21 protein-coding genes and 3 tRNA genes are annotated in these 22,521 nt (G+C 63.2%); 15 read left to right on the forward strand and 9 right to left on the reverse strand.

Going from position 1 to position 22,521, the window contains the following annotated elements; all coding sequences use genetic code 11:
• Positions 1-8: 8 nt before the first annotated feature.
• Positions 9-84, forward strand: a tRNA-Asn gene (locus tag ACTX90_RS04915).
• A gap of 54 nt (positions 85-138) precedes the next feature.
• Here the strand turns inward: ACTX90_RS04915 and ACTX90_RS04920 are convergent.
• Positions 139-960, reverse strand: a complete 822-nt coding sequence (locus ACTX90_RS04920; protein ID WP_443443337.1) for a hypothetical protein — start codon at positions 958-960, stop codon at positions 139-141.
• 196 nt (positions 961-1,156) lie between these two features.
• On the opposite strand from ACTX90_RS04920, the gene ACTX90_RS04925 reads away from it, so the two are divergent.
• Entirely contained in the window at positions 1,157-1,978 is an 822-nt protein-coding gene (locus tag ACTX90_RS04925) for a DUF4352 domain-containing protein (RefSeq protein WP_443443339.1), read from the forward strand.
• Positions 1,979-2,053: 75 nt separating this feature from the next.
• On the opposite strand, the gene ACTX90_RS04930 is transcribed toward ACTX90_RS04925, so the two are convergent.
• From ACTX90_RS04930 to ACTX90_RS04945, 4 genes are read right to left on the reverse strand one after another with little or no spacing between them, the layout of a single operon-like run.
• Positions 2,054-2,821 carry an ABC transporter permease gene (locus ACTX90_RS04930; protein ID WP_113606692.1) on the reverse strand — a complete coding sequence of 256 codons (768 nt, stop codon included), beginning with the start codon at positions 2,819-2,821 and terminating at the stop codon, positions 2,054-2,056.
• 2 nt (positions 2,822-2,823) lie between these two features.
• Complete coding sequence (locus ACTX90_RS04935; protein ID WP_443443341.1) at positions 2,824-3,588, reverse strand: ABC transporter ATP-binding protein; 765 nt, start codon at positions 3,586-3,588, stop codon at positions 2,824-2,826.
• Positions 3,589-3,590: 2 nt separating this feature from the next.
• Positions 3,591-3,962, reverse strand: coding sequence for a DUF1048 domain-containing protein (locus tag ACTX90_RS04940; RefSeq protein ID WP_443443343.1), 372 nt, complete (start codon positions 3,960-3,962; stop codon positions 3,591-3,593).
• 3 nt (positions 3,963-3,965) lie between these two features.
• Positions 3,966-4,301 (reverse strand): PadR family transcriptional regulator, encoded by a 336-nt coding sequence (locus ACTX90_RS04945; protein WP_047118257.1) that lies wholly within the window; start codon positions 4,299-4,301, stop codon positions 3,966-3,968.
• Positions 4,302-4,482: 181 nt separating this feature from the next.
• Between ACTX90_RS04945 and ACTX90_RS04950 the strand changes: the two genes are divergently transcribed.
• Positions 4,483-5,112 carry a maleylpyruvate isomerase family mycothiol-dependent enzyme gene (locus tag ACTX90_RS04950; protein WP_047118258.1) on the forward strand — a complete coding sequence of 210 codons (630 nt, stop codon included), beginning with the start codon at positions 4,483-4,485 and terminating at the stop codon, positions 5,110-5,112.
• 56 nt (positions 5,113-5,168) lie between these two features.
• On the opposite strand, the gene ACTX90_RS04955 is transcribed toward ACTX90_RS04950, so the two are convergent.
• The 3 genes from ACTX90_RS04955 to ACTX90_RS04965 are packed head-to-tail and all read right to left on the reverse strand — an operon-like array spanning position 5,169 to position 10,347.
• On the reverse strand, positions 5,169-7,511 hold the full coding sequence (locus ACTX90_RS04955) for a GNAT family N-acetyltransferase (RefSeq protein WP_443443346.1): 2,343 nt from the start codon (positions 7,509-7,511) through the stop codon (positions 5,169-5,171).
• A gap of 8 nt (positions 7,512-7,519) precedes the next feature.
• Positions 7,520-8,830, reverse strand: coding sequence for a lysine N(6)-hydroxylase/L-ornithine N(5)-oxygenase family protein (locus ACTX90_RS04960; protein WP_443443348.1), 1,311 nt, complete (start codon positions 8,828-8,830; stop codon positions 7,520-7,522).
• Positions 8,827-10,347: a pyridoxal phosphate-dependent decarboxylase family protein gene (locus tag ACTX90_RS04965; protein WP_053797614.1), complete on the reverse strand. Its 1,521-nt coding sequence runs from the start codon at positions 10,345-10,347 to the stop codon at positions 8,827-8,829. The genes ACTX90_RS04960 and ACTX90_RS04965 overlap by 4 nt, the downstream gene beginning before the upstream one ends.
• Before the next feature lie 333 nt (positions 10,348-10,680).
• On the opposite strand from ACTX90_RS04965, the gene ACTX90_RS04970 reads away from it, so the two are divergent.
• From ACTX90_RS04970 to ACTX90_RS05000, 7 genes are all read left to right on the forward strand, one after another.
• On the forward strand, positions 10,681-11,946 hold the full coding sequence (locus tag ACTX90_RS04970; RefSeq protein ID WP_443443350.1) for an MFS transporter: 1,266 nt from the start codon (positions 10,681-10,683) through the stop codon (positions 11,944-11,946).
• Between the two features lie 51 nt (positions 11,947-11,997).
• Positions 11,998-13,113: a glycosyltransferase family 4 protein gene (locus tag ACTX90_RS04975; protein ID WP_443443352.1), complete on the forward strand. Its 1,116-nt coding sequence runs from the start codon at positions 11,998-12,000 to the stop codon at positions 13,111-13,113.
• 96 nt (positions 13,114-13,209) lie between these two features.
• Positions 13,210-13,282, forward strand: a tRNA-Asn gene (locus ACTX90_RS04980).
• A gap of 269 nt (positions 13,283-13,551) precedes the next feature.
• Positions 13,552-14,394: a phage holin family protein gene (locus ACTX90_RS04985; protein WP_052772603.1), complete on the forward strand. Its 843-nt coding sequence runs from the start codon at positions 13,552-13,554 to the stop codon at positions 14,392-14,394.
• A 69-nt stretch (positions 14,395-14,463) separates the two neighbouring features.
• Positions 14,464-15,384 (forward strand): DMT family transporter, encoded by a 921-nt coding sequence (locus tag ACTX90_RS04990; protein ID WP_047121033.1) that lies wholly within the window; start codon positions 14,464-14,466, stop codon positions 15,382-15,384.
• Between the two features lie 49 nt (positions 15,385-15,433).
• A complete protein-coding gene (locus tag ACTX90_RS04995) occupies positions 15,434-16,621 on the forward strand; it encodes a glycosyltransferase (protein ID WP_047121034.1) in 1,188 nt (395 codons plus the stop codon).
• A 98-nt stretch (positions 16,622-16,719) separates the two neighbouring features.
• Positions 16,720-16,793, forward strand: a tRNA-Ile gene (locus ACTX90_RS05000).
• A gap of 102 nt (positions 16,794-16,895) precedes the next feature.
• Here the strand turns inward: ACTX90_RS05000 and ACTX90_RS05005 are convergent.
• Entirely contained in the window at positions 16,896-17,615 is a 720-nt protein-coding gene (locus tag ACTX90_RS05005) for a M23 family metallopeptidase (RefSeq protein WP_443443355.1), read from the reverse strand.
• A 202-nt stretch (positions 17,616-17,817) separates the two neighbouring features.
• Between ACTX90_RS05005 and rpsB the strand changes: the two genes are divergently transcribed.
• From rpsB to ACTX90_RS05030, 5 genes are all read left to right on the forward strand, one after another.
• On the forward strand, positions 17,818-18,633 hold the full coding sequence (gene rpsB / locus ACTX90_RS05010) for a 30S ribosomal protein S2 (RefSeq protein ID WP_161447565.1): 816 nt from the start codon (positions 17,818-17,820) through the stop codon (positions 18,631-18,633).
• A 141-nt stretch (positions 18,634-18,774) separates the two neighbouring features.
• A complete protein-coding gene (gene tsf / locus ACTX90_RS05015; RefSeq protein WP_047121193.1) occupies positions 18,775-19,611 on the forward strand; it encodes a translation elongation factor Ts in 837 nt (278 codons plus the stop codon).
• Between the two features lie 192 nt (positions 19,612-19,803).
• Complete coding sequence (gene pyrH / locus ACTX90_RS05020) at positions 19,804-20,526, forward strand: UMP kinase (RefSeq protein WP_047121037.1); 723 nt, start codon at positions 19,804-19,806, stop codon at positions 20,524-20,526.
• Positions 20,527-20,603: 77 nt separating this feature from the next.
• Positions 20,604-21,161 (forward strand): ribosome recycling factor, encoded by a 558-nt coding sequence (gene frr / locus ACTX90_RS05025; protein ID WP_047121038.1) that lies wholly within the window; start codon positions 20,604-20,606, stop codon positions 21,159-21,161.
• 50 nt (positions 21,162-21,211) lie between these two features.
• Positions 21,212-22,414 carry a phosphatidate cytidylyltransferase gene (locus tag ACTX90_RS05030; RefSeq protein ID WP_443443358.1) on the forward strand — a complete coding sequence of 401 codons (1,203 nt, stop codon included), beginning with the start codon at positions 21,212-21,214 and terminating at the stop codon, positions 22,412-22,414.
• Positions 22,415-22,521: the final 107 nt, after the last annotated feature.

Here is a 22,521-nt window from a genome sequence, read left to right on the forward strand (position 1 = left end):
CGTTGCAATCCTCCATAGCTCAATTGGCAGAGCATTCGACTGTTAATCGAAGGGTTACTGGTTCAAGTCCAGTTGGAGGAGCCAAGGAAAATCTCCCTGCCGTATCACACGGCTGGGAGATTTTTGTTTCCCCGGAAATCAGTGCTCCCAGAGCCTGCGCGATTCCAGGTACCAGAAGTAGGCGAACAGCCCGATCTGGAACCATTCAACGATGAACACCGCCTGCCGCACCCCCAGCCAGACGAGGACCGGCCAAGCGGCAAGGCCCGCTCCCATCAGCCAGAGGATCGCCGCGTAGTGGGTCCGCCGTCCGCCGCTGGTGTCGCCGTCGCACAGGCCCCCGGTTCCCAGATGGCTGGCGATGGCCACAGCCATCGAGCACACCAGCAGGAACGCCGCGGTGATATGGACGCCGGCAAAGTACGTTCCCTCGATAACCCGCCATATGACCAGCAGCAAGAATGCTGCCAGCAACAGCCCGCACAAAATCATCAAGAAGCGCCGCCGCGGCGTGCCCAGCAGGTCGGGGCTCGGCCAGCGCCGGGTCCGCCGGCCCAGATAGGCAAAGACCGCGGTGACGATGAGCACCGCGATGATGGCCACGCGCACGGACAGGACGGCGCGCGAACGCCCCGCCTCATCGAGCAGGGCCAGCGAGGCTTCGAAGCGGGTGGGAACCAGCGCGACGAACATGGCGTAGAACCCCGCCAGGTTCAGGGCCAGATCCTCCATCGGCGTTCCGGAATACACGACCAGCAGGATGCCGGTGGCGACCACCATGGCGACGAACAGGTCCCGGGCCGGTCCGAGGTAGTAGGAGCTGATCGAGTCCTCGATCCGGTGGTTCACCACCGCGTAGATGAGAATCGCGACGATCAGCAGCAGCGGCACGACCAGCAGCATCAGCCGCACGTAGCGCAGGGTCTCTAGTCCGTGGGGACGATCCGTCATGTTGCCCATAACCGCATTCTGCACCGGGGCGGCAGGCTCTGGCTAGGGGAAAGGGAGGGAATATCGAGTGGAGCCATTCTGTCGGTTGCCCTTGGAATGATGAATTCCAGGTCGTTCAAGACCTCGGCAGGCAGGAGGGCTGCACCTTCTGCCGCTGCTGAAACCCGGTGCGCCGAGCGCGCCATCATCACTCGAGGAATCATTCATGTCTGTTGGAAATCAGCTGGACCCCGGCGCCCAGATGCCGGCACCGGCACCCGCCCCGGTTGCGAAGTCGTCCGCCGGAAAGGGCCTGGGCGTCGCGGCCTTGGTCATCGGCATCGTTGCACTGTGCCTGTGCTGGGTGCCGATCGTCAACAACTTCGCCGCGGTGCTGGGCTTCATCGCCCTGGTCCTTGGAGTCATCTCGCTGATCATCGCGTCCAAGAAGAACGGCGGCAAGGGGCTGGGCATCGCCTCGACCGTCATCGCCGTCGTGTCCATCGTGCTGGTTTTCGTCACCCAGGCCGCCTACGTGAAGGCGCTGGACGAGCTGTCGGCCACCATCGAGGATGCCAGTGACGGCGAAGTCGCCGCGTCCGAGGAAGTGCTGGAACAGGCGCAGGATCCGGCCCAGGCTCTGGGCCTGGGGCAGTCTGCCGGCATCGGCGAATACACGGTCAGCGTGGATGCGGTGAACCTGGAAGCCGACAAGGAAATCGCCGCCGCGAATCCGTTCAACGAGAAGCCTGAGGGCCAGTACGTGCTGGTCGACCTCACCACCGAATTCAACGGTGCCGAGGAGGGCGACCCGTGGATCGACCTGACGGTCGAGCTGGTCGGCTCCGATTCGCGCATCTACAGCACCACGAGCAGCATGGCGGTGACTGAGCACCCGGCAACGGATGTGCCGACCCTGACCGCCGGGGGCGAAGGCTCCTACCAGCTGGCATTCGACGTGCCTGCCGCGGCGGTCGAGGACGCCAAGATCCGCGTGACCGAAACGCTGTCCTTCAAGGACGAGTCCGGCCTCTGGGCCACCAAGTAGATCCAGGTCGCACGAACAGCCGCAGGATTGAATCCTGCGGCTGTTTGTTTTTGGCCGTATCGTCCGCTCGTGGCCTCAGCCGCGGGTCTTGCTCCTGAATACGAACAGGGAGACGACCCATGCCGCTGCGAGCAGGCCCAGCAGCCAGGCCACGGAGACCCAGATCGACGCATCCAGAGCGGCCCCGGTGAGCAGCGAACGCAGCGAATCAACGATGGCGGTGATCGGCTGGTTCTCGGCGAACCAGGCTACTGCGCTCGGCATGGAATCGGTGGGAACGAACGCCGAGCTGATGAACGGCAGCAGGATCAGCGGGTAGCTGAACGCGCTGGCCCCGTCCACGGTCTTGGCGCTGAGCCCGGCGATAACCGCGATCCACGTCAAGGCCAGGGTTGTCAGCAGCAGCAGGGCCGCGGCGGCCAGCCAGTCCAGGACGGTGGCCCGGGGCCGGAAGCCGGCCAGGAAGGCCACGCCGATGACCAGCAGCAAGGAGACGGCGTTGGCCGCCAGCGAGGTCAGCACATGGCCCCACAGCATGCTCGAGCGGGAGATGGGCAGCGAGCGGAGCCTGAGCATCATGCCCTCGGACATGTCCAGGAACAGCCGGTAGGAGGTGTACGCGACGCCCGAGGCGATGGTGATGGCCAGGATTCCGGGCAGCATGTATTTCACGTAGGATTCGCTGCTTCCGGTGTTGATCGCCCCGCCGAAGACGAAAACGAACAGCAGCATCATGGCAATCGGGGTGATCGCGGTGGTGATGATGGTGTCGGGGCTGCGCAGGATGTGGCGCAGCGAGCGTCCGGTGAGAATGCGGGTGTCGTGCAGCGCGGCGATGCTCATGATCAGGCTCCTTCCGGGGCGCCGGCGGAGCCGACGAAGGTCAGGAAGATGTCTTCCAGCGTCGGTTCCTTGAGAACGTGTTCGATCGTGGCCGGCGGCAGCAGCTTGCGCAGATCGGCCAGGGTGCCTTCCTGGATGATGGTGCCGTCGTGCAGGATGGCGATCCGGTCCGCCAGCTGTTCGGCCTCGTCCAGGTATTGGGTGGTCAGCAGCACGGTGGTCCCGGAAGCCGCCAGCTCGCGGATGATGTTCCACATCTGGATCCGGGACTGCGGGTCAAGGCCGGTGGTCGGCTCATCCAGCAGCACCAGCGGGGCGCCTCCGACCAAGCCCATGGCCAGGTCAAGCCGCCGGCGCATGCCGCCTGAGTAGGTCGAGGGCCGGCGGGCGCCGGCTTCGGTGAGGTCGAAGCGTTCGAGCAGCGCGTCGGCTGCCCGCTCCGGGTCCGGATCCCGGCGCAGCCTGGCAAGCAGGATCAAGTTTTCCCGGCCGGTGAGCACGCCATCGATGGCGGCGAACTGTCCGGTCAGGCTCAACGACTCGCGCACCTGGCGGGGCTGGGCCGCGGTGTCGAAGCCGTTGACCAGCACCTGCCCGGCGTCGGCGGACAGCAGCGTGCTGATGATCTGGACCAGCGTGGTCTTGCCGGCTCCATTGGACCCCAGCAGCACGTAGATGCTTCCGGCGGGCACTGCCAGGTCCACCCCGCGCAGCACGTGCAGGTCCTTGTAGGACTTGCGCAGCCCGTGGACCTCGATTGCCTGCATGGCTACTGCCCTTCTTCCTTCCGTTCGGCCTGGTCGATTGCCTCGATCAGCCGGGTGCGTTCCTTGTCGATCCAGCGCTGGCCTCCGTAGGCCGCGGTGAATTCCTCGGCGAATTCCACCGGGTTCTCACCGACGACGTCGCGTACCGGAGTGCCGGCCGCGGCGGCATCCTCGAAGAGCTCGGCCAGGTCTCCGAGCATGGCGACCAGGATGTCTCCGTCGGTGACTCCGCCCTGGTAGAGGAAGTAGCGCTGCAGCGCGGCGGCAGTTTCCTTGTACGGGGAGGCCAGTGCCTCCAGCCGCGCGACGTTGCGCTTGTACTGCTTTTTCTGTTCCAGGGATCCGGTCATCATTTCGATCCATTTGGCTGCCATGATTCAGTGTCCTTTACTTTCGTGGGGGAGGTTGTCGATGCGGCTGACCAGCTCGTTCCAGGTGGACCAGAAGTCCCTGAGCTGGGCCCTGCCTGCATCGTTGAGGGTGAAGACCTTGCGCGGCGGCCCCTTGGCGGAGGGGACCTTGTCCACCGCAACGAGCTTCTTGGTTTCGATGCGGATCAGCAGTGCGTAGATGGTGCCTTCGGCGATGTCGGTGAAGCCGCGTTCGCGCAGTTCAGCGGTGATCTCGTAACCGTACGCGGGGCGTTCAGCGAGGATCGAGAGGACAATGCCTTCAAGGGTGCCTTTCAGCATTTCGGTCATCTGTGTTCCCATGGCATCTCCTGTCTACTTAGCGATGTTGAGTACAGGTAGATAGTAGAACTCAGTAGTGGTAGTTAGCAACACTTAGTAGTGAAGTTTTTTCCAGTTCAGGGCAATCGCGGTTCCCACATGGAATTGGGCGCGCACAAATTTTCCGGTCGGAAGACCCCGACAACTAACTAGGCTGGGAACCATGGACGATGCAGCAAGATGGCGGTTGATTGATGAGGAACGCCAGCGCTTGGACAACGTGCTGGCGGCGCTTCAGCCCGGGCAATGGGAGCTGCCGACGCTGTGCGAGGACTGGGACGTGCAGCACGTGGTCGCGCACCTCAGCGCGGCGGGGTCCACCGCGACCCCGGGGTGGCTGGTGAACATGGCACGCTCGGGGTTCAACACCGACCGGCACAACACGCGGCTGCTGGCCGGCCAGCTGGGGCGGGACTTCTCCGAAACCTTGGCGCGCTATCGCCTGGCCCGCACCCGCCGCATCGCCCCGTTGGGCTCCAGCCAGGGTTTGCTCGGCGAGGTGCTGGTGCACGGGCAGGACATTGCCCGGCCCAACAACCTGGCTTTGGAGCCATCGGCCCCGGCGGTGCGGGAGGTCGCAGAGTTTTTCGCAGCCAAGGATTTCGCGGTGAACAGCAAGGGTCTGGTCAAGGGGCTGGCCCTGGTTGCGCTGGACAATGATTTCGCCACCGGGGCCGGCCCTGAAGTGCGCGGAAGCCTGCTGGATCTGGTGATGGCAATGGCCGGGCGGCGCGAAGCCTGCCCCCGGCTCGAGGGCGACGGAGCCGCCGCCCTCGCCGCCCGCATCGGGTAGGGCGCCGCAGCGGAACACAGCATGGTCCCGGCGTGGCGCCCGTAGAGAAGAAAGGGCTACTTCATGGCAACGAGCGCCGAAGCCAACGGGTTCTCCAACTCTCCGGCATACAGCAGTCCGCCGGACTGGTCCGCAAGATTCAGCATCTGCTGGTTGTTGCGCAGCTGGAGGCGGTTCAGGCAGGAGAGCGGGAATGCTTGAACGAACAGCCCCAACCGGTCGAAGTCCTCGGCGAATAACGGGTACGCGCTGCGGTAGCCCAGCAGGCGCTGGGAGACGATGGGCCAGAAGTCGTCCTCGCCCAGCACCTCTTCGGCATCCAGCAGCGGCGCGAGGAAGCGGAAGAACGAATCGAAGACATCGGTGAAGATCGACAGCACCGGGTCGCCGCCGGTGCGTACCCGGCGAATCTCTTCGGGCAGTTCAACCCTGTCCGAGAGCACCGCAATCTCCTCGCCCAGGTCCTTGAGCAGCACCCGCTGCACCGCCCCGTCCTTGAGCACCAGGATGACGTTCTCGCCATGCGGCATGAACACCAGGTCATAGGCGGCCAGGCAGTGGACCAGGGGAACCAGATACGCGTCAAGGTAGGCGGCCAACCACTGCTCGGGGTCCAGGCCGCTGCTGCGGATCAAGGCCGCGGCGAAAGACCGGCCCTGGTCATCGACGTGCAGCAGGCTTGCCATGGTGGCCAGGCGCTCGCCGTCGGCCAGCGCGCCGATAGGGGATTCCCGCCACAGGGCTGCAAGCATCTTGCGCTGCGCCGCCGAAGCGTCGGTGGCTGCCTCGAACTGGGGGTTGCGGTATCCCACCGCGGCGACTTCGCGCAGCAGCGCCACCGGCTGGGTGGAAAGCACCGCGTCCTTCTCGAAAAGCTCGCCCAGCCATTGGTTGATCGCCGGGGTGGCCTTCATGTATTCGGCGCTCAGGCCCCGCATGAAGCCCATGTTGAGGATCGACATGGCTGTCTTTACGTAGTGCCGTTGCGGGGCATCGACGTTGAAGAAGGTGCGGATGGACTGCTGCGGCTGGTAGTGATCCGCGCTGGCGCCCAGCCAGATCAGCTTCCGGGCGGCGATGTCGTTCGCAAAGGTGATGGACAGCCTGTTCTCCCACTGCCATGGGTGCACCGGCATCAGGATGTAGTCCGCTGCGGTGTCGCCGGTGTCGCGGAGTGCGCGCTCCAGCACCCCCTCCAGCCGTGCGCGTTCGCCCGGGTCCAGTTCATCGGCCAGCAGGCCATCGTAGTCCAAGGTGTCGATCGAGCTGAAATGCGCCCGCGAACGGTGGGCCGCGACCCAGCCCAAGGGCAGTGCCGTTCCCGTCTCCGGGGCGTAGCGCAGGTAGTCTGCGCGGCCCAATCCCATGCGCCCGTTGTTGGCGACGAAGCATGGATGTCCTTCGGTCATAGCCGCTTCGATCCGCTGGAACGACTGCGCTGCAGTGCCGGCGAACTGCGCCAGCTGCGCGCTGGAGTGCGAGGCCTGCAACTGCTTGTAGCAGTGGCTGCTGAGCGTCGAGGAGAGCTCTTCCAGGTAGGTGGGCAGCTGCGCTTCGCTCAGGGTGAGCTCCTGGCGGTAGAGCGTGACGAAATCGAGCACGTCGACCCCGGCCGGCTGCCAGGAACCGTCAGCGAAGCGTTCGTGGATGATCGAGGACGGCTGCACCAGCCAGTGGTTCATCCGGTACCGCCCGGCGGTGAACCGGTAGCGGTGCCCGTCCTTGTGCAGGCTGTACCACTGCTCGCCGTGCTCTGCCGGTTCCAGCAGCCGTTCATGGCTGAATTCGCCCAGCGCCTTGGCCAGCACATGGCGGTTGGCGCGTTCCCAGCGCTCGGGGGACAGCACGGTACCGGTCAGTACCGCGCCGGTGGCCTGTTCGAATTCAGCGCGGGTGATGATCGACAGCAGCGCATGCTTGGTGCCGCCGTCCGCCTCGGTCAGCCGCACCGGGCCAACGGGCCTGAAGCCCACCCTGGCATTGAGCGCATGGATCGACTTGTTGCGCAGGTCCGGTTCGACGATGATCCGCTGCACCCGCGGATCGTCGAAGCCCTGCTGCACGGCGGCGGCCAGGGCACGGTAGGTGAACCCCGCTTCGGGTGCGGTGGCGGCCGGGGCCAGGAAATGCAGACCGAGATCGCCGGGAATGTGGCGGTAGGCACCGGCCAGCGGGGACTCCAGCGGATCGTAGAGTTCCACCAGGAAGCGGGGATCCTGGTGCTCCAGTCCCAGCAGCACTTGGTAGCGCGGCGTGTCCAGCAGCTGCGCGTAGGCCGACTCCACCTGTGCAGCGGTGGCGTGGCGCATTCCCCAGAACGCCGCGTGCTCGGTGGCGATCCAGGAATGCAGCAGCTGCGTGTCGTGCGGCAGGCTGACGGTTCGGAATTTAAAAGTCATGGGTGCTCCTAGGCGTGGGTGGCCGTTGCGGTGGGCAGGGTGTCGAGGGACGCGGCGCCGAAGCGCTGGAAGGCGATGCGTTCTTCCACCGGGTAGGCGGTGCTCCTGGTGATCCGGTTGAGCAGCACCGAATTGCGGTAGGCGCCCATCCCCAGATCGGGGGCGGTGAACCCGTGGGTGTGCAGCTCGGCGTTCTGCACGAAAATGTCTTCACCGATCCCGTACTCCCGGTCAACGTCCAGCCGCCCGTCGGGCAGGGTGTTGATCCGAGAGCTGATTCCGGTCAGGAAATCGGGCAGCTGGCTCTTGTAGCCGGTGGCCATCACCAGCTCGTCGGTGACGAAAGACAAATCCTGCGCCGTGCGTTCGTGGCGTAGCTTCACGGCCAGGCCTTCGGGCCGCAGCTGGATGTCGGTGGCGGCGCACCCGGTGCGCAAATGGACGTCGGGGCGGCCGGCCACGCTGCGTTCGTAGATCTCGTCGTAGATCTCGTTAACCAGGTCCGCGTCGATGCCCTTGTAGAGCCCCTTTTGTTCGGCGGCCAGCTGGTCGCGCGACTCCTGGGGCAGCGCATGGAAATGGTCGATGTATTCCGGCGAAGTCATCTCCAAGGTCAGCTTGGTGTATTCCAGCGGGAAGTAGCGTTCCGAACGGGTCGCCCAGATGAGGTGGTCTTCGTCCGGCAGGTTGCGCAGCAGGTCCAGGAAGATCTCGGCCGCGCTCTGCCCGCTGCCCAGCACGGTGGTCACGTGCGGGCGTGCCGTGCGCGGCTGCAGCAGGCGGTCGCGATGGCTCAGGTAATCGCTCGAATGGACGGCGCGGGCCGCGGCGCCCTCGCCCAGCACCGGCGGGAGGTAGGGCTGGGAACCGGTGCCGAGCACCAGCTTGTCGCAGCTGAATTCGTCAACGCCCCCGGCGCTGAGCACGGAGAGGCGGTAGCTGCCCGCGGAGTGCTCGACCGCCAGCACCCGGTGGCCCAGGTGGACGCTGGCCAGTTCCCCGGCGGCCCAGGCGAGGTAGGCGCTGTACTCGGAGCGCAGGGCATAGAAGTCTTCGCGGATGTAGAACGGGTAGATGCGGCCCTGCTGCTTGAGGTAGTTCAGGAACGAGAACCGGCTGGTGGGATCCGCCATGGTAACCAGATCGGCCATGAAGGGGACCTGGAGGTGGGTCCCGGGCAGCATCATGCCCGGGTGCCAGCTGATAGTTTCCCGGGCTTCGAAAACGGCCAGGCTCAGCTGGTCCAGCGGTTCGGCCAGCGCTGCCAGACCGAGGTTGAAGGGGCCGGCCCCGATGGCAATGACGTCAAAATGCTTCACAGTGATACTCCAGCTTCGAAATCGGAAAGTACTTCGCGTCCTGCCTTGCAGATGGCATCGAGGATGGCGCTGATATCGGACAGGGACGTGTTCGGGTTCAACAAGGTGAGCTTGAGCAGGCGCTCGCCGTGGTGGGTGGTGGCGGCGATCATGGCTTCGCCGGAGGCATAGAGCCGGTGGCGGATCTGGTCGGCGAGCTGGTTCTTCTGCGCCTGCGGCAAGGAAAGATGCGGTTGGTTGAAGGCGAAGACCAGCGTGCTCAGCTGCACCGGGGCGGCCAGCCGCAGCTCGTCGCGCAGGGCCACCTCGCGCTCGGCCATCTCCGCCAGCTCGATCACCTGGTCGAACATGGATCCCAGCCGGTCTGCGCCCAGCGTGCGCAGCGTCGTCCATAGCTTCAGGGCATCGAAGCGGCGCGTGGTCTGCAGGGACTTGTCCACTTGGTTGGCGCTGCCAGCGGCTTCGGAGCGCGGATTGAGGTACTCGGCGTAATGGGCGATGGAACCGAAATCCCGGCCGCGGGCCAAAATGAGCGCGCTGGATCCGATGGGCTGGAAGAACGACTTGTGGTAGTCCACCGTCACGGAGTCCGCGGATTCGATGCCGGCTAGACGGCTGCGGTGGTGCCGGGAGATCAGCAAGCCGCACCCGTAGGCGGCGTCGACATGCAGCCAGGTTCCGTGCTCCGAGGCGATGCGCCGCAGTTCGAGCAGTGGATCGATGGCGCCGAAGTCGGTGGTGCCGGCCGTTGCGCTGATGCTCATCGGCTGCAGCCCTGCCTGCAGATCCGCATCGATCTGCCGGCGCAGGGCGGCTGGATCCATGCGGTGCAGGGAGTCGGTGGGAATCGCTACGGCTGCCTCGCTGCCCAGGCCGAGCAGCATGGCGGCATCGCGGATGGAGAAATGGGCATCGGCAGAGCAGTAGATCCGGAGCCTCGACAGGCGGTGGGGCAGCGGACCGTCCAGCTTGGAGGCCGCGATGTTCCGGGCGATCAGCATGGCTTGGAGGTTGGATTGGGTGCCGCCGGAGGTGAAGATCCCATCCGCGCCCTGGACATCGAAGCCGATGAGGCCTGCGGTCCAGTCCACGAGCTTGCGTTCGATCAGGGTTGCCCCGGCGCTTTGATCGAAGGTGTCCATCGACGTATTCACGCTCGTGACCACTGCCTCGATGGCTGCCGCGGGGATGGCCACGGGGCAGTTCAGATGGGCGGCGTAACGGGTGTCGTGGAAGTAGATCGCATCGCGCAAGTAGAGATGCTGGATTTCCTCCAAGGCCTCGGTGAGATTGCCCAGCGGGCTGTTCAGGTCCACCGCCTCGATGGCCGGCCGGAGTTGATCTGGGGTTGCGCCGGTGGCGGGAGAGGCCACGGTGGATAGCTGCGCGGCCACATGGCTCACTACGCGGGCGGTCTCGGTTTCGAATTGCGCCGCGGTCTGCGCGCATAACAGCGAGCTGTCGCCGGGCGGCGAATCGACGGTGACTCTTTGCATGGAAGGCATTGGCGTACCCATGTGTATGCTCCTCAGCTTGGCGGATATGTATGGTCAGGCTTACCTAACGAAAACTATTAACAGCATAGGATAATTAGTTAATGCAAACCGGGTAACTCGAATAGAAAGTTTCGTGACGCAGGGGTCGTCGGCCAGCATTCTGTGGTATGGGAGCAGGTTTCTCACCCGTTTGACTTGGTGGTTTCAGTGCTCCGTGCGCCCGACTCGGCGCCGGTAACGGAGTGTTTTCCGCCGAATCGGTCAACTTGAAACTTTGAGCTAATCGATCGACTTGCATGAGGGGCAAAAATGGCACCTTGACTGGTAAGTTTCAGTAACCAAAGGAGGGTCCGCATGCCTGATCTGCACAAGTCGCAACGAATGTTGCTGCGCTCGAATGCTGCGGACGCCGCCGGCAGAAATCTTGGTGATTTCACCGTGGAACTGCTCTTCATTTCTACGTTGGCAGCCGACGCCTTCGACATGGGTCTGCTCAACGCCCTGGGAACGCTGGCGTTCGTGGCGGCCACGCTCCCAGCGAGATATTTGGTCGATCGGCTCGGGCCATTGCAGGTTCTGCGGCTTGGTCTCGGAGCCAAAGTCGCGCTCATGGGGTGCCTGTTGATCCTCAGCGCCGCCGGGGCGCTGAGCGTCGCGCTGGTGCTGGTCTTGGCGACACTTCTGGGCTTCTGCAACGTTTTCAGCGAAACATCGCAAGCGGCCGCCGCCCCGGCGCTGGCCGATGAGCGGACATCGATGGCCAGGCTCATTGCGCGGCTGGCCGCCGCCGACCAGGCCTTGAGCATCATCATTCCTGCAGCTGCGGGAACGCTGTTCGCGCTTTTGGGCGCTCCGCCGTTGCTGGCTGCCGCCGCGGCCCTACTGCTCGCGGCCTTCGGCACCTCGTGCGCGGTCCGGGGGAAGACAGCTACGCGTCCAACCGAGACTGAAGCCGTGGGAAGCGCTTCGCGACAGGGGGCCTTCGCCGCCGGTTTGCGATACGTGTGGGACAGCCCGGTACTCAAGGCGCTGACCTTGAGCGTCGCGTTCTCCAATTTTGGACTGGCGATCGGCTCCGCCGTCGAAGGACTTTTTATCATCAATGAGCTGGGGCTGGGCGCTGCAGGGTTCGGCCTGTATGCGGCGCTGGGCGGGCTCTCCGGGCTGGCAGGTGCCCTGCTGGCACCGCGGTTGGCCGAAAAGTTTACGCCACGCGAGCTCGCCTTGCCGACCATCGCTGGACAAATTGTCTTATCGGGGGTGGTGCTTGCCGCCGGATTCGCTGCGCCGCCGCTGGCCATCATTCTGCTCGTGGTACATGCCGCAGGATGGGGCGTGCTCATCTTGGTGTTCAATGTGTCAATGGCAACGTGGGTGGCTGAGATTACCCCGGAACAGCTGCTGGGGCGCGTGACCAGCGCACGTCGTTTGTTCACCTTCGGCGTCGTGCCGCTCGGAGGCCTGCTGGGTGGAGGGATCGGCGCGGTCTTCGGAATTCGCGCGGCCTTGGGCGCCTGGGTACTGGCGAACGTCCTGGGATTGGTTTGCTACCTGTCGCTCGCCATGGCGGGCCGGCGTGCGCAGGATCCGTCTGTCGATGAAGAAGTCCCCGAACCGTAGCGGATAGGCTTAACTTCCCATACGCTGCCAACGACAAAGGCGACTCACCTCGTGAAACTCGTGATCGATGCCCGATATACCCGCATTACCCACCACGATGGGATCAGCCGTTTCACGGCAGGGCTGATCGCGGCGGCCTCCGAGCTGGCCGAGGTCACGATGCTGGTCAACGATCCAAGGCAACTGCCGATGCTGCCGGAGGTGCCCTACTTGAAGGTGTCATCCCCAACCAGCGCACTGGAGCCGCTGGTGGCGTTGCAGGTCAACAAGCTGAACCCCGACGTCGTGTTCTCGCCGATGCAGACCATGGGAACCTTCGGTCGCAAATACCCGGTAATCCTGACCCTGCATGACCTGATCTATTATTCGCATCCCCATGCCCCGAAATTCCTGCCGGCTCCGATCCGGCTCGGCTGGTTCCTCTTCCACCAGGTGTATTGGCCGCAGCGCTGGCTCCTGAATCGGGCAGATGCGGTGGCCACGGTCTCCAATACGACAGCCTCCCTGATGCGCAAGCACAACCTGACGCGCAAGCACATTGGATTGGTCTCGAATGCGCCCAGTGGAACCTTCGCTCGGCGCTCGGAAACTGCCGAGCCCAAGAAGACCCTGCTGTACATGGGTTCATTCATGGAATACAAAAATGTCGAGACGCTGCTTGCCGGCATGGAATTCTTGCCCGACTTCGAACTGCACCTGCTGAGCGGAATCGCAGAGCAGCGCCGCAGCGAACTTGAGCAACAGATGCCCGAGGGGGCAAAGGTCATCTTCCATAACGGCGTCAGCGACCAGGAATACGAAGAGCTCTTGGGAGAATGCACCGCCTTGGTGACCTTGTCGCGTGAAGAGGGCTATGGGCTGCCGCTGGTTGAAGCCATGAGCATGGGAACTCCGGTGGTCGCCACCGACATGCCGATCTTCCGGGAGGTCGCGGATGATGCAGCTCTCTTTGCCGCACCAGACGACCCCCGAGGTTTTGCGGACCAAGTGCGCCGGTTGGCAGATCATGAGACTTGGAGCCGGTATTCGCGACTCGCGGTGCTGCGCGCAGAAAATTATTCCTGGGAGCGCTCTGCCCGCCAGTTGATCGAGCTCGCGGAATATGCTTCAAATCACAGGGCAAAGTTGAGGGGGAGCGCGAGAAAAGCTTTCCGATCCAAGCGGTGAAACCCGGAAATTCAAGGCGAAAATACCCATCGGGCGCGGGGGCGCCGCCGATTTGAAAACCCGGCTTGGCCAGTGATAAAGTATATCTCGTTGCAATCCTCCATAGCTCAATTGGCAGAGCATTCGACTGTTAATCGAAGGGTTACTGGTTCAAGTCCAGTTGGAGGAGCGAAATAGACCTCCCAATCGCCTGTGGTGATTGGGAGGTTTCTCTTTTTCGTAGACAGAAGTGCTCAGGTACTGGTCAGGGCACGCACAAATTTTTGCATCGCTTATAGTCAGCCGGTTTCAGGCGATAGACTTTCGAACGAGAACAGATACACCCGTGGCATGAGATCGAGCCATGAGTATTACGCCTGAAGACTGAGTCGCCCGCGACAACTGGAGTGCTAGCGTGAGTACTACCGGTTATCCGGCGATCAAGAATATGGAGAAACCATGTCTGAAGCTGAATCGACGCAGACTGATGAAAGTCTGAAGTCGAGCGTCAAGAGTGCCAAAGCGCAAGTTGAAGGCCTCAAGGAACTTGTTCCGCAGCAGATCTCGGACGAACTCAAGCTCGCGACAACCTTGCTCAAAAGCAAGGGCATCAGCTTGGGCATGGCCGGCGCCATGGCAGGCGCGGCCTTGGTCCTCGTCCTGCTTTTCGGCATTGCCGCCGTGGTCACGTTGATCAACGTACTGGCAATTTGGCTCCCCGGCTGGGCAGCAGCGCTGATCTTGGCCGGATTCTTCCTGATCCTTGCCGCAATTCTGGGACTCGTCGGATACCGCAAGATCAAGAAGGCCATGCCGCTCAAGCCTGAAGCAGCGATCCGCGGCATCCGCCACGATATCGGTGTTCTCAAGGACGGCAGCAACTTCGACGTCAGCACCTTGGACGAACCGCTGAAGAAGAAGTCCGAAGACGCCGAAGGCAAGGACTCCAAGCCCAGCGAGCCGAAGCCTCCGGCACCAAGCGCCGACGAGCTCATCCTGCGCACGAAGCGGCGCCGCCGCCAGATCCAGGCCCTGCGCGACAACCTCGGCGAAAGCATCCAGGTTCCGTTGGCCAAGGTCGACAAGGTGCGCCACTTCGCTGAGAGCACCGGTGAGCGCGTCAGCAATGCCGCCGCCAAGGCACGCAGCTTCGTTCGCCCGTCATCCACTGCCGGTGAAGACCTATCGGAGTCCGACAGAGCCGCTGCAGAACGCATGGAAAAAGCCAAACCTCTCGTCGTAGCAGCAGGATCGGCAACCGCCTTGGCGGTTGTGATCCGCAAGCTCTTCAAGCGCTCCTAGGCTTTGATGCCCAGGGCGGACACGCAACGCCTCGCGGCATGAAAACAACAAGGCCAGAAAGGCACTGACATGGTTTGGATCGCTATTACAGCGGCTCTATGCAGTGCCTTTTGCCTTGCCTTCGGTGCGCATTTCCAGGCCATGGCCGTGCGCAATTCAGTGGGCGGGCTCGACCTGAAGATCGGGAACATCAGCAAGCTCGTGTCCAACGGACGCTGGATGAGCGGATTGCTCCTGATGGTCCTGGGCATGGCGCTGAATGTCTTCGCACTGGCGAACGCTCCGCTGACGGTCGTGCAGCCGATCGGCGCCATCGCCTTGGTCATCACCGCCTTGGTCAATGCCAGGGAATCCGACCTGACGATGAACCGGCCCACGGTACTGGCAATCGCCAGTTGCATGGTCGGCTCGGTGGGCTTCGTGCTCATGGCCATCATGGTGACGAATACCAACCAGAGCATGACGCAGGCCGAAGCCCACCTGATCGAATTCATCCTCGCCTGCGTGGTGGTTGCGGTGGCCCTGTGCACCGTGCTGTTCCACAAAAAGCTCGGGGCCTTCTTCTACATCGCCGGCGCTGGAATCCTGTTCGGGTTCGTCGCCGTGCTGGTACGCATGATTGCCGTGGCAGTCCTGGATCTGGGGGACTCCAGCCTGTCCAAGCTGCCGTGGCTTGCCGGACTCTCCGTGGTCGTCGCAGGCTTGATCGGCTCGTATTTCGTGCAGAAGGCCTACTCCAAGGGGCCTCCTGATCTGGTCATCGCGGGACTGACCGTCATCGACCCGATCATCGGCATTGCCATCGGCGTGATCATCCTCGGAGAGCTCCGGCCGGATGTTCCGGTATTGATCTCGCTGGCCATGCTGGTTGCCGGCATTTTGGCAATCATCGGCGTGGTGGCCCTGTCCAGGCACCATCCCGACGTCATCGAACGGCGGGCCAAGCATGCAGCGCAGGGCAGGAAGAGCCCGCAGGGCGAACAAGAATAGCAGTGCTTCGCAGCACGCAATGGAATCTGTACATGTTGAACGACAAAGGATGCTTGTGGCCGAGGATAAACCGCTGACCATCGTCATCGCCGCCGATACCTACCCGCCGGATGTCAACGGCGCCGCCATGTTCTGCTACCGCCTGGCTACGGCCATGCACGAACGCGGACACCGGGTCCACGTTTTGGCCGCGCGCGGTGAGTCCGGCCGGACCTACACCGAGGTTCGCGACGAGGCCATCGTCCACCGGCTGAAGTCGCACTCCGTGCCGACCCACGATTATTTCCGCATCGTTTTCCCGTGGGAGGTCAATCGGCAGATCGATAAGCTGCTGGCGGAGATCAAGCCTGACGTAGTGCATGCGCAAAGCCATTACATGATCGGCCAGCACACCATCGCCTGGGCGCGGAAGAACAAGGTCCGCTCCATCGCGACGAATCACTTCATGCCCGAGAACCTGGATCCATTCCTCCCGTTCCCGGTCTGGTTCAAGAAGATCGTCGCGCACAACTCGTGGCGGGACATGGGAAAGATCTTCGGCCGCGCCGAAGCCGTCACCACACCGACGCCACTGGCCGCGAAGGCCATGCGCGAACGAGCCCGGCTCAAGGACGTCCTTCCGCTGTCCAACGGGATCGAGGTCGGGAACTACGAACTGGCTGCAGGGGAGACCGTCTCCAAGAACGCGGAGCCGACCATTCTCTTCGCAGGCCGCCTGGCCGTGGAAAAGAACATCAACGAGTTGATTGAAGCACTGCCGCTGATGCACTCGGTGCCGAACGCGATTCTCGAGATTGTCGGAGGCGGAGAGCAGCGCAAGAACCTGGAACGCATCGCGGCCGAGCAGAAGGTCAGCGACAGGGTGCGATTCCTGGGCCATGTATCGGACGAGGAATTGCGCAAGGCCTACCTGCGCTGCGACGTGTTCTGCCAGCCGGGCACCGCAGAACTGCAGTCGCTGGTGACCTTGGAGGCGCTGTCCGCGTCCAAGCCCGTGGTGCTGGCCAACGCCATGGCCCTGCCGCACCTGGTAGATGAGGGCGTCAACGGCTACATGTTCACTCCGGGTGACCGGCAAGACCTTGCAAAGAAGCTGGAGAAGGTCCTGCAGCTCGACGAAGCTGGCCGGGCCAAGCTGGGCAAGGCTGGGCACCGCAAGGTGCTGAACCATGCGCAGGAGAAAACAATGAATGCCTTTGAAGCCCTGTACCGCGGACACAAGGTGACCATGCACTAATTGGGTTCGGGCCCGTGCGCCGAATCGGCGTTTGGGCTGGTGATGCCCTAGAATATTTCGAGTGTGCTTCCCCTGAAACTTCAGGAAAGCTCGCGGATGGGGAGTTAGCTCAGTTGGTTAGAGCAGGGGACTCATAATCCCTTGGTCGTCGGTTCAAGTCCGTCACTCCCTACATATCGGGTCGCCCGGTGATCTGCGCCAGCAGATCGCCGGGCGATTTTTCGGTTTCAAGTCTTCAGTGAATTGCCTGCAGTCCTGTTGAAACGGCGCAAGCCTAATGCAAAGGCAACAGGATCGATGGCCGCAGATCCCTGATAAGCAGCGCCGGATCAATGTATTCGCCATCGAGTCGGACACCCCAGTGCAGGCAACGCTTCGAGCAATGCGCTCCGGTGGCCACGGTTCCGACGTTGTCTCCCGCCTCGATCCAGGTGCCGACCGCGAGCTCGCTGCTGACAGGTTCCAGGCTGGTGACAAAACCAGAGCCGTGGTCGATCACAAGCACTGGTCGGTCCACGACCGTGGAACGGAACGCGACCTTTCCCCGGTGGGGTGCCAGCACGCTTGTGTCCTCGGCTGCCCGCAGGTCCACACCGCGGTGCCCGGCGAGCCATTTCTGTTCGGGCTTGTCGAACGGGGTCAGGATTGCGGGCTCGCCGGCCAGCGGCCATTGCCATCCCGGGCGGGCGGCGGCTGTGGGCAAGGAGCCTTGTGCGGCCGTGTTGCCAGATGTGCCCGCGGCAGTCAGCATGATGCCCAAAATCAGCAGCTGGATCAGTGCGAGTAGTCGAAGAGGTTTCATGGATCCACCCTGCGATGCCCCGGGCCGACCAGTATCGGATTCACCGCTGATTGTGGGCAGCGCGGTGGGCGCTAGATCACCTTGCTCTCGGGCGAAGCGGCCCCTGGGGGTGTAGTACACTGAAAAGTGCAGTTTTCTGTCAGAGGTGTGTCCAAAATCGGATGCTCCGGGCAGGAAATTGACTTCGCGCATGAAGTTCTTCCTCGCGCAAGCGGGGAAGCCGGCCGTTCCAGTGGTCCGAGAGAATCGGTGGACGGCGTGCGGAATGCCAAGCATTCCGGGGTTCATGCCAGGGCGGATGTTCACAATGTACATCTGCAACAACCCAAACAACTAGGGCAGTTACCGCGGGCGTTCGTGCGCCCGGTCCGCTACTGCTGAAAGGAGTTGCGACATGCCAGTCGTAACCATGCGAGAGCTGCTGAACAGCGGCGTACACTTCGGCCACCAGACCCGTCGCTGGAACCCGAAGATGAAGCGTTTCATCCTGACCGAGCGCAACGGCATCTACATCATCGACCTGCAGCAGTCGCTGTCGTTCATCGACCGCGCCTACGACTTCGTCAAGCAGACCGTTGCACACGGCGGCTCGGTGCTGTTCGTCGGCACCAAGAAGCAGGCTCAGGAAGCAATTGCCGAGCAGGCTAACCGCGTTGGCCAGCCATACGTGAACCAGCGCTGGCTAGGCGGTATGCTGACCAACTTCCAGACCGTCTCCAAGCGCGTTCAGCGCATGAAGGAACTGGAAGAGATCAACTTCGACGACGTTGCCGGTTCGGGCCACACCAAGAAGGAACTGCTGCTGCTGAAGCGCGAGCTGACCAAGCTGCAGAACAACCTCGGTGGTATCCGCAACCTGACCCGCACCCCGTCGGCTATCTGGATCGTTGACACCAAGAAGGAACACCTGGCAATCGACGAAGCTCAGAAGCTGGGCATCCCTGTTGTCGCCATCCTGGACACCAACTGCGATCCTGACGAAGTCACCTACCCTATCCCGGGTAACGACGACGCCATCCGCTCCGTCAACCTGCTGACCCGCGTTGTTGCCGACGCGGTGGCAGAGGGCCTGATTGCCAAGAACAACAAGGCTGCAGGCAAGACCGAGGGCGCCGCTGAGCCACTGGCTGAGTGGGAGCGCGAGCTGCTCGAGGGCGAGAAGGCCAAGGCCGAGGCTACTGCCGAGACCGAGGCTCCAGAAGCCAAGTAGTCACTTCCGTGACTTCTGGAGTTTCCCTTTAGGCACTAGCGTGCTGTGAAGGGAAACTCCACACTCTCGTGGGACGGGTTGGGTATCCGACCCGTCCCACGGGCAAACTAACTTGAAACTCCTAGCTGAATGGGATTGCACGTGGCAAACTACACCGCTGCTGATATCAAGGCACTGCGCGAGCGCACCGGCGCCGGCATGATGGACGTTAAGAAGGCTCTGGACGAGGCCAACGGCGACGCCGAGAAGGCCATCGAGATCATCCGCGTCAAGGGCCTGAAGGGCGCTACCAAGCGCGAAGGCCGTTCGACCGCCGAGGGCCTGGTTGCCGCCAAGGTCGAGGGCAAGGCCGGCGTCATGATCGAGATCAACTGCGAGACTGACTTCGTTGCCAAGAACGACAAGTTCATCACCCTGGCCAACAAGGTCCTGGACGCAGCTGTCGCCTCGGGCGCAGCCGACGTCGAGACCCTGCTGGCTTTCGAGGTTGACGGCAAGACCGTTGGCGACACCGTCATCGAAGAGGGCGCAATCCTCGGCGAGAAGGTTGTTGTCCGCCGCGTAGCACGCGTTGAGGGCGAGCACGTTGCTGCTTACCTGCACAAGACCAGCAAGGACCTGCCCGCCCAGGTTGGCGTGCTGCTGGCTGTCGACTCCGCTTCGGAAGCTGCTGCTGCCGTGGCCCACGACGTTGCAGTGCACACCGCCGCAATGGCACCGACCTACCTGACCCGCGACGAGGTTCCAGCAGACAAGGTTGCCGACGAGCGCCGCATCGCTGACGAGACCGCTCGCGCCGAAGGCAAGCCAGAGGCCGCCCTGACCAAGATCGTTGAAGGCCGCCTGACCGGCTTCTTCAAGGAGCTTGTCCTGGTTGACCAGGCTTTCGCCAAGGATGCCAAGAAGTCCGTTGGTTCGGTTCTCGAAGAGGCCGGCACCAAGGCTGAGGCCTTCGCTCGTTTCCGCGTAGGCGCCTAAGCTTCACCGCTGAAGGCAATCGCACGAAATGTGTTCGCGGCCGCTAGCCGGCCGCACTAGAGAAAAGGGAGGTGGGCACCGAGCATACACTCGGTGACTCGCCTCCCTTTTCTCGAGCCCGGATCTCAAGGTAGCTTGGGACTCGGGATGATCCCCTCACCACAGAATTACCAACTGCAGGAGTTAGACCCCATGTCAACCAGCCCAGAAACCAAGCGTCGCCGCGTACTGCTCAAGCTCTCAGGAGAAGTTTTCGGCGGCGGCAAGGTGGGCGTCGACCCGAAGACCGTGCGCGGCATCGCCGAGCAGATTGCCCAGACTGTGGGCGAGGTCGAGGTGGCGATCGTCGTCGGCGGCGGCAACTTCTTCCGCGGCGCCGAGCTGTCGGCTTCGGGCATGGACCGCTCCCGCGCAGACTACATGGGTATGCTCGGCACCGTGATGAACTGCCTGGCCCTGCAGGACTTCCTGGAGCAGTGCGGCGTCGAGACCCGCGTGCAGTCGGCCATCGCCATGGCCCAGGTCGCGGAGAACTACATCCCGCGCCGCGCAATCCGCCACATGGAAAAGGACCGCGTGGTCATCTTCGGCGCCGGCGCCGGCCTGCCGTACTTCTCCACCGACACCGTCGCGGCCCAGCGCGCCCTGGAAGTCGACGCCGACGAGGTGCTGATGGCCAAGTCGGGCGTGGACGGCGTGTATACCGCCGATCCGAAGACCGACCCGACCGCCACCAAGCTCGACACGCTGACCTACACCGAGGCGCTGGTCAAGAACATCCGCGTGATGGACCAGACCGCCATGACCATGTGCCAGGACAACAAGCTGGACATGCTGGTCTTCGGCATGGAAGGTGAGGGCAATGTCACCCGCGCCATCCGCGGCGAGCGAATCGGCACCACCGTCACCGCATAAGCGGTGAACGTGGCATAGGATTGTTCTAGATTTATTTTCCCTTGGTGGAAACAGCAATGAGTACTTGAGGAGTACCGGTGATTGACGAAACCCTGGCGGAGACCGCCGAAAAGATGGACCGCACCATTGAGGCCGCGAAGGAAGACTTCGCCACGATCCGCACCGGCCGTGCACACCCTGGCATGTACTCGAAGGTCATGGTGGACTACTACGGCTCGCCGACCCCGCTGCAGCAGCTGGCTTCCTTCGCCGTGCCAGAGGCCCGCACCATCACCATCACCCCGTTCGACGTGACCGCCCTGCGCGAGATCGAAAAGGCGCTGGGTGATCCAGAGGTCGGCGCCAACCCGTCGAGCGACGGCAAGATGATCCGCGTGACCCTTCCGGTGCTGACCGAGGAGCGCCGCAAGGAGTACGTCAAGCTGGCCCGCGCCAAGGGCGAGGATGCCCGCGTTGCACTGCGAAACCTGCGCCGCAAGGCCAAGGACGCCATCGACAAGTTCGTCAAGGACGGCGAGATCGGCGAGGACGAGGGCAACCGCGGTGAAAAGGACCTGGACGCACTGACCAAGAAGCACGTTGACGCAGTCGACGAGATTCTGAAGAACAAAGAAGCCGAGCTGCTGGAAGTCTAATGCCAGGCTCGACAGATCACACTGAGGGCACGGCTTCGGCGGTGCCCTCAGTGGCATCCGGTGAAGCCAAACCCCTGACCCGCCGCGAGGCGAGAGCCCTGCACGAAGCCCAGCAGAAGGAAGCCAAGCGCCGCGGCAAGAAGCCTGCCGCGCGCGAACCCGAGGACGCAGGCCCGCCGCAGCCGGTGCTTGAACCGGGGATGCCAGCCGCGAGCGCCGCGGTGGACTCGCAGCAGGCCAAACAGCGCGCCAAGGCGGCTTTCACCGCAGAGGACCGCTCACCGGTTCCTCCCGAGGAACTCAAGGTCGAAGGTCCTGCCGAGCCCCCTCCGGTCAGCGAGTCCAAGGACCTGGCTGAAACCGGTGAACCGGACGCCGCCCGGGCCTCGATCCCGACCGAACTGCTGGTCGGCGCGCCGGCCGAGCCCAAGAAGTCCCGGGCCGGGCGCAACCTGCCGGCCGCCATCGGCGTCGGACTGCTCATGCTCGGACTGGTGCTCGCGGGCCTGTTCCTCTACGAGCCTCTGCTGGTCGGACTGATTGTGGCCCTGGCCGGGGTGGGCAGCTGGGAAGTCGCCCGTGCGACCACCCACGCCAAGACCTCGGTCCCGCTGGTTCCGCTCTTCCTCGCCTCGGCGATGCTTCCAATCAGCGCGATCTGGGGCGGGCTGGAAGCCATGGGCTTCACCTACATGATCTGCCTGGTCATCGCGCTGCTGGTGCGGTTGACGGAGGGGCTGAAGGGGGCCGCGGCCTCGGTGATGAGCAGCGTGTTCATCATCAGCTGGGTCCCGCTGCTGCTGTCCTTCGCGCTGCTGATCCTCGAGGAGCCCAACGGCCAGTGGCTGATCGCAACGATCCTGCTGCTGGCGGTCAGCAACGACACCTTCGGCTATATCGTCGGGGTGCTGTTCGGCAAGCATCCCATGGCCCCGAAGATATCGCCCAAGAAGTCCTGGGAGGGCTTCGCCGGCTCGATGCTTGGATCCATGGCGGTCGGCGCCCTGGCCATGCACTTCTGGCTGGACATGCCATGGTGGACCGGCGTGATCCTGGCGTTCTTCACCACGATCGCGGCAACCACGGGAGACTTCTCCGAATCCATGATCAAGCGCGAGCTGGGCATCAAGGACATGAGCAACCTGCTGCCGGGCCATGGCGGCATCATGGACCGGCTGGACTCGGTGGTCTTCGTCGTCCCGTTGGGCTACCTGATCTCCCACTTGCTGACATGGAGTGTTTCCCTGTCATAGGCCGCAACCCCGGCGCGGTGTGATCCTTTCCCATGGATGACGCCCGCCGGTGTGGCTTTTAACCCATGCCTTGGCTCACGCCATAGAATAACTAGGGATCGCGGATC

The organism is Glutamicibacter soli (assembly GCF_052322135.1).
GTDB lineage: Bacteria > Actinomycetota > Actinomycetes > Actinomycetales > Micrococcaceae > Glutamicibacter > Glutamicibacter soli.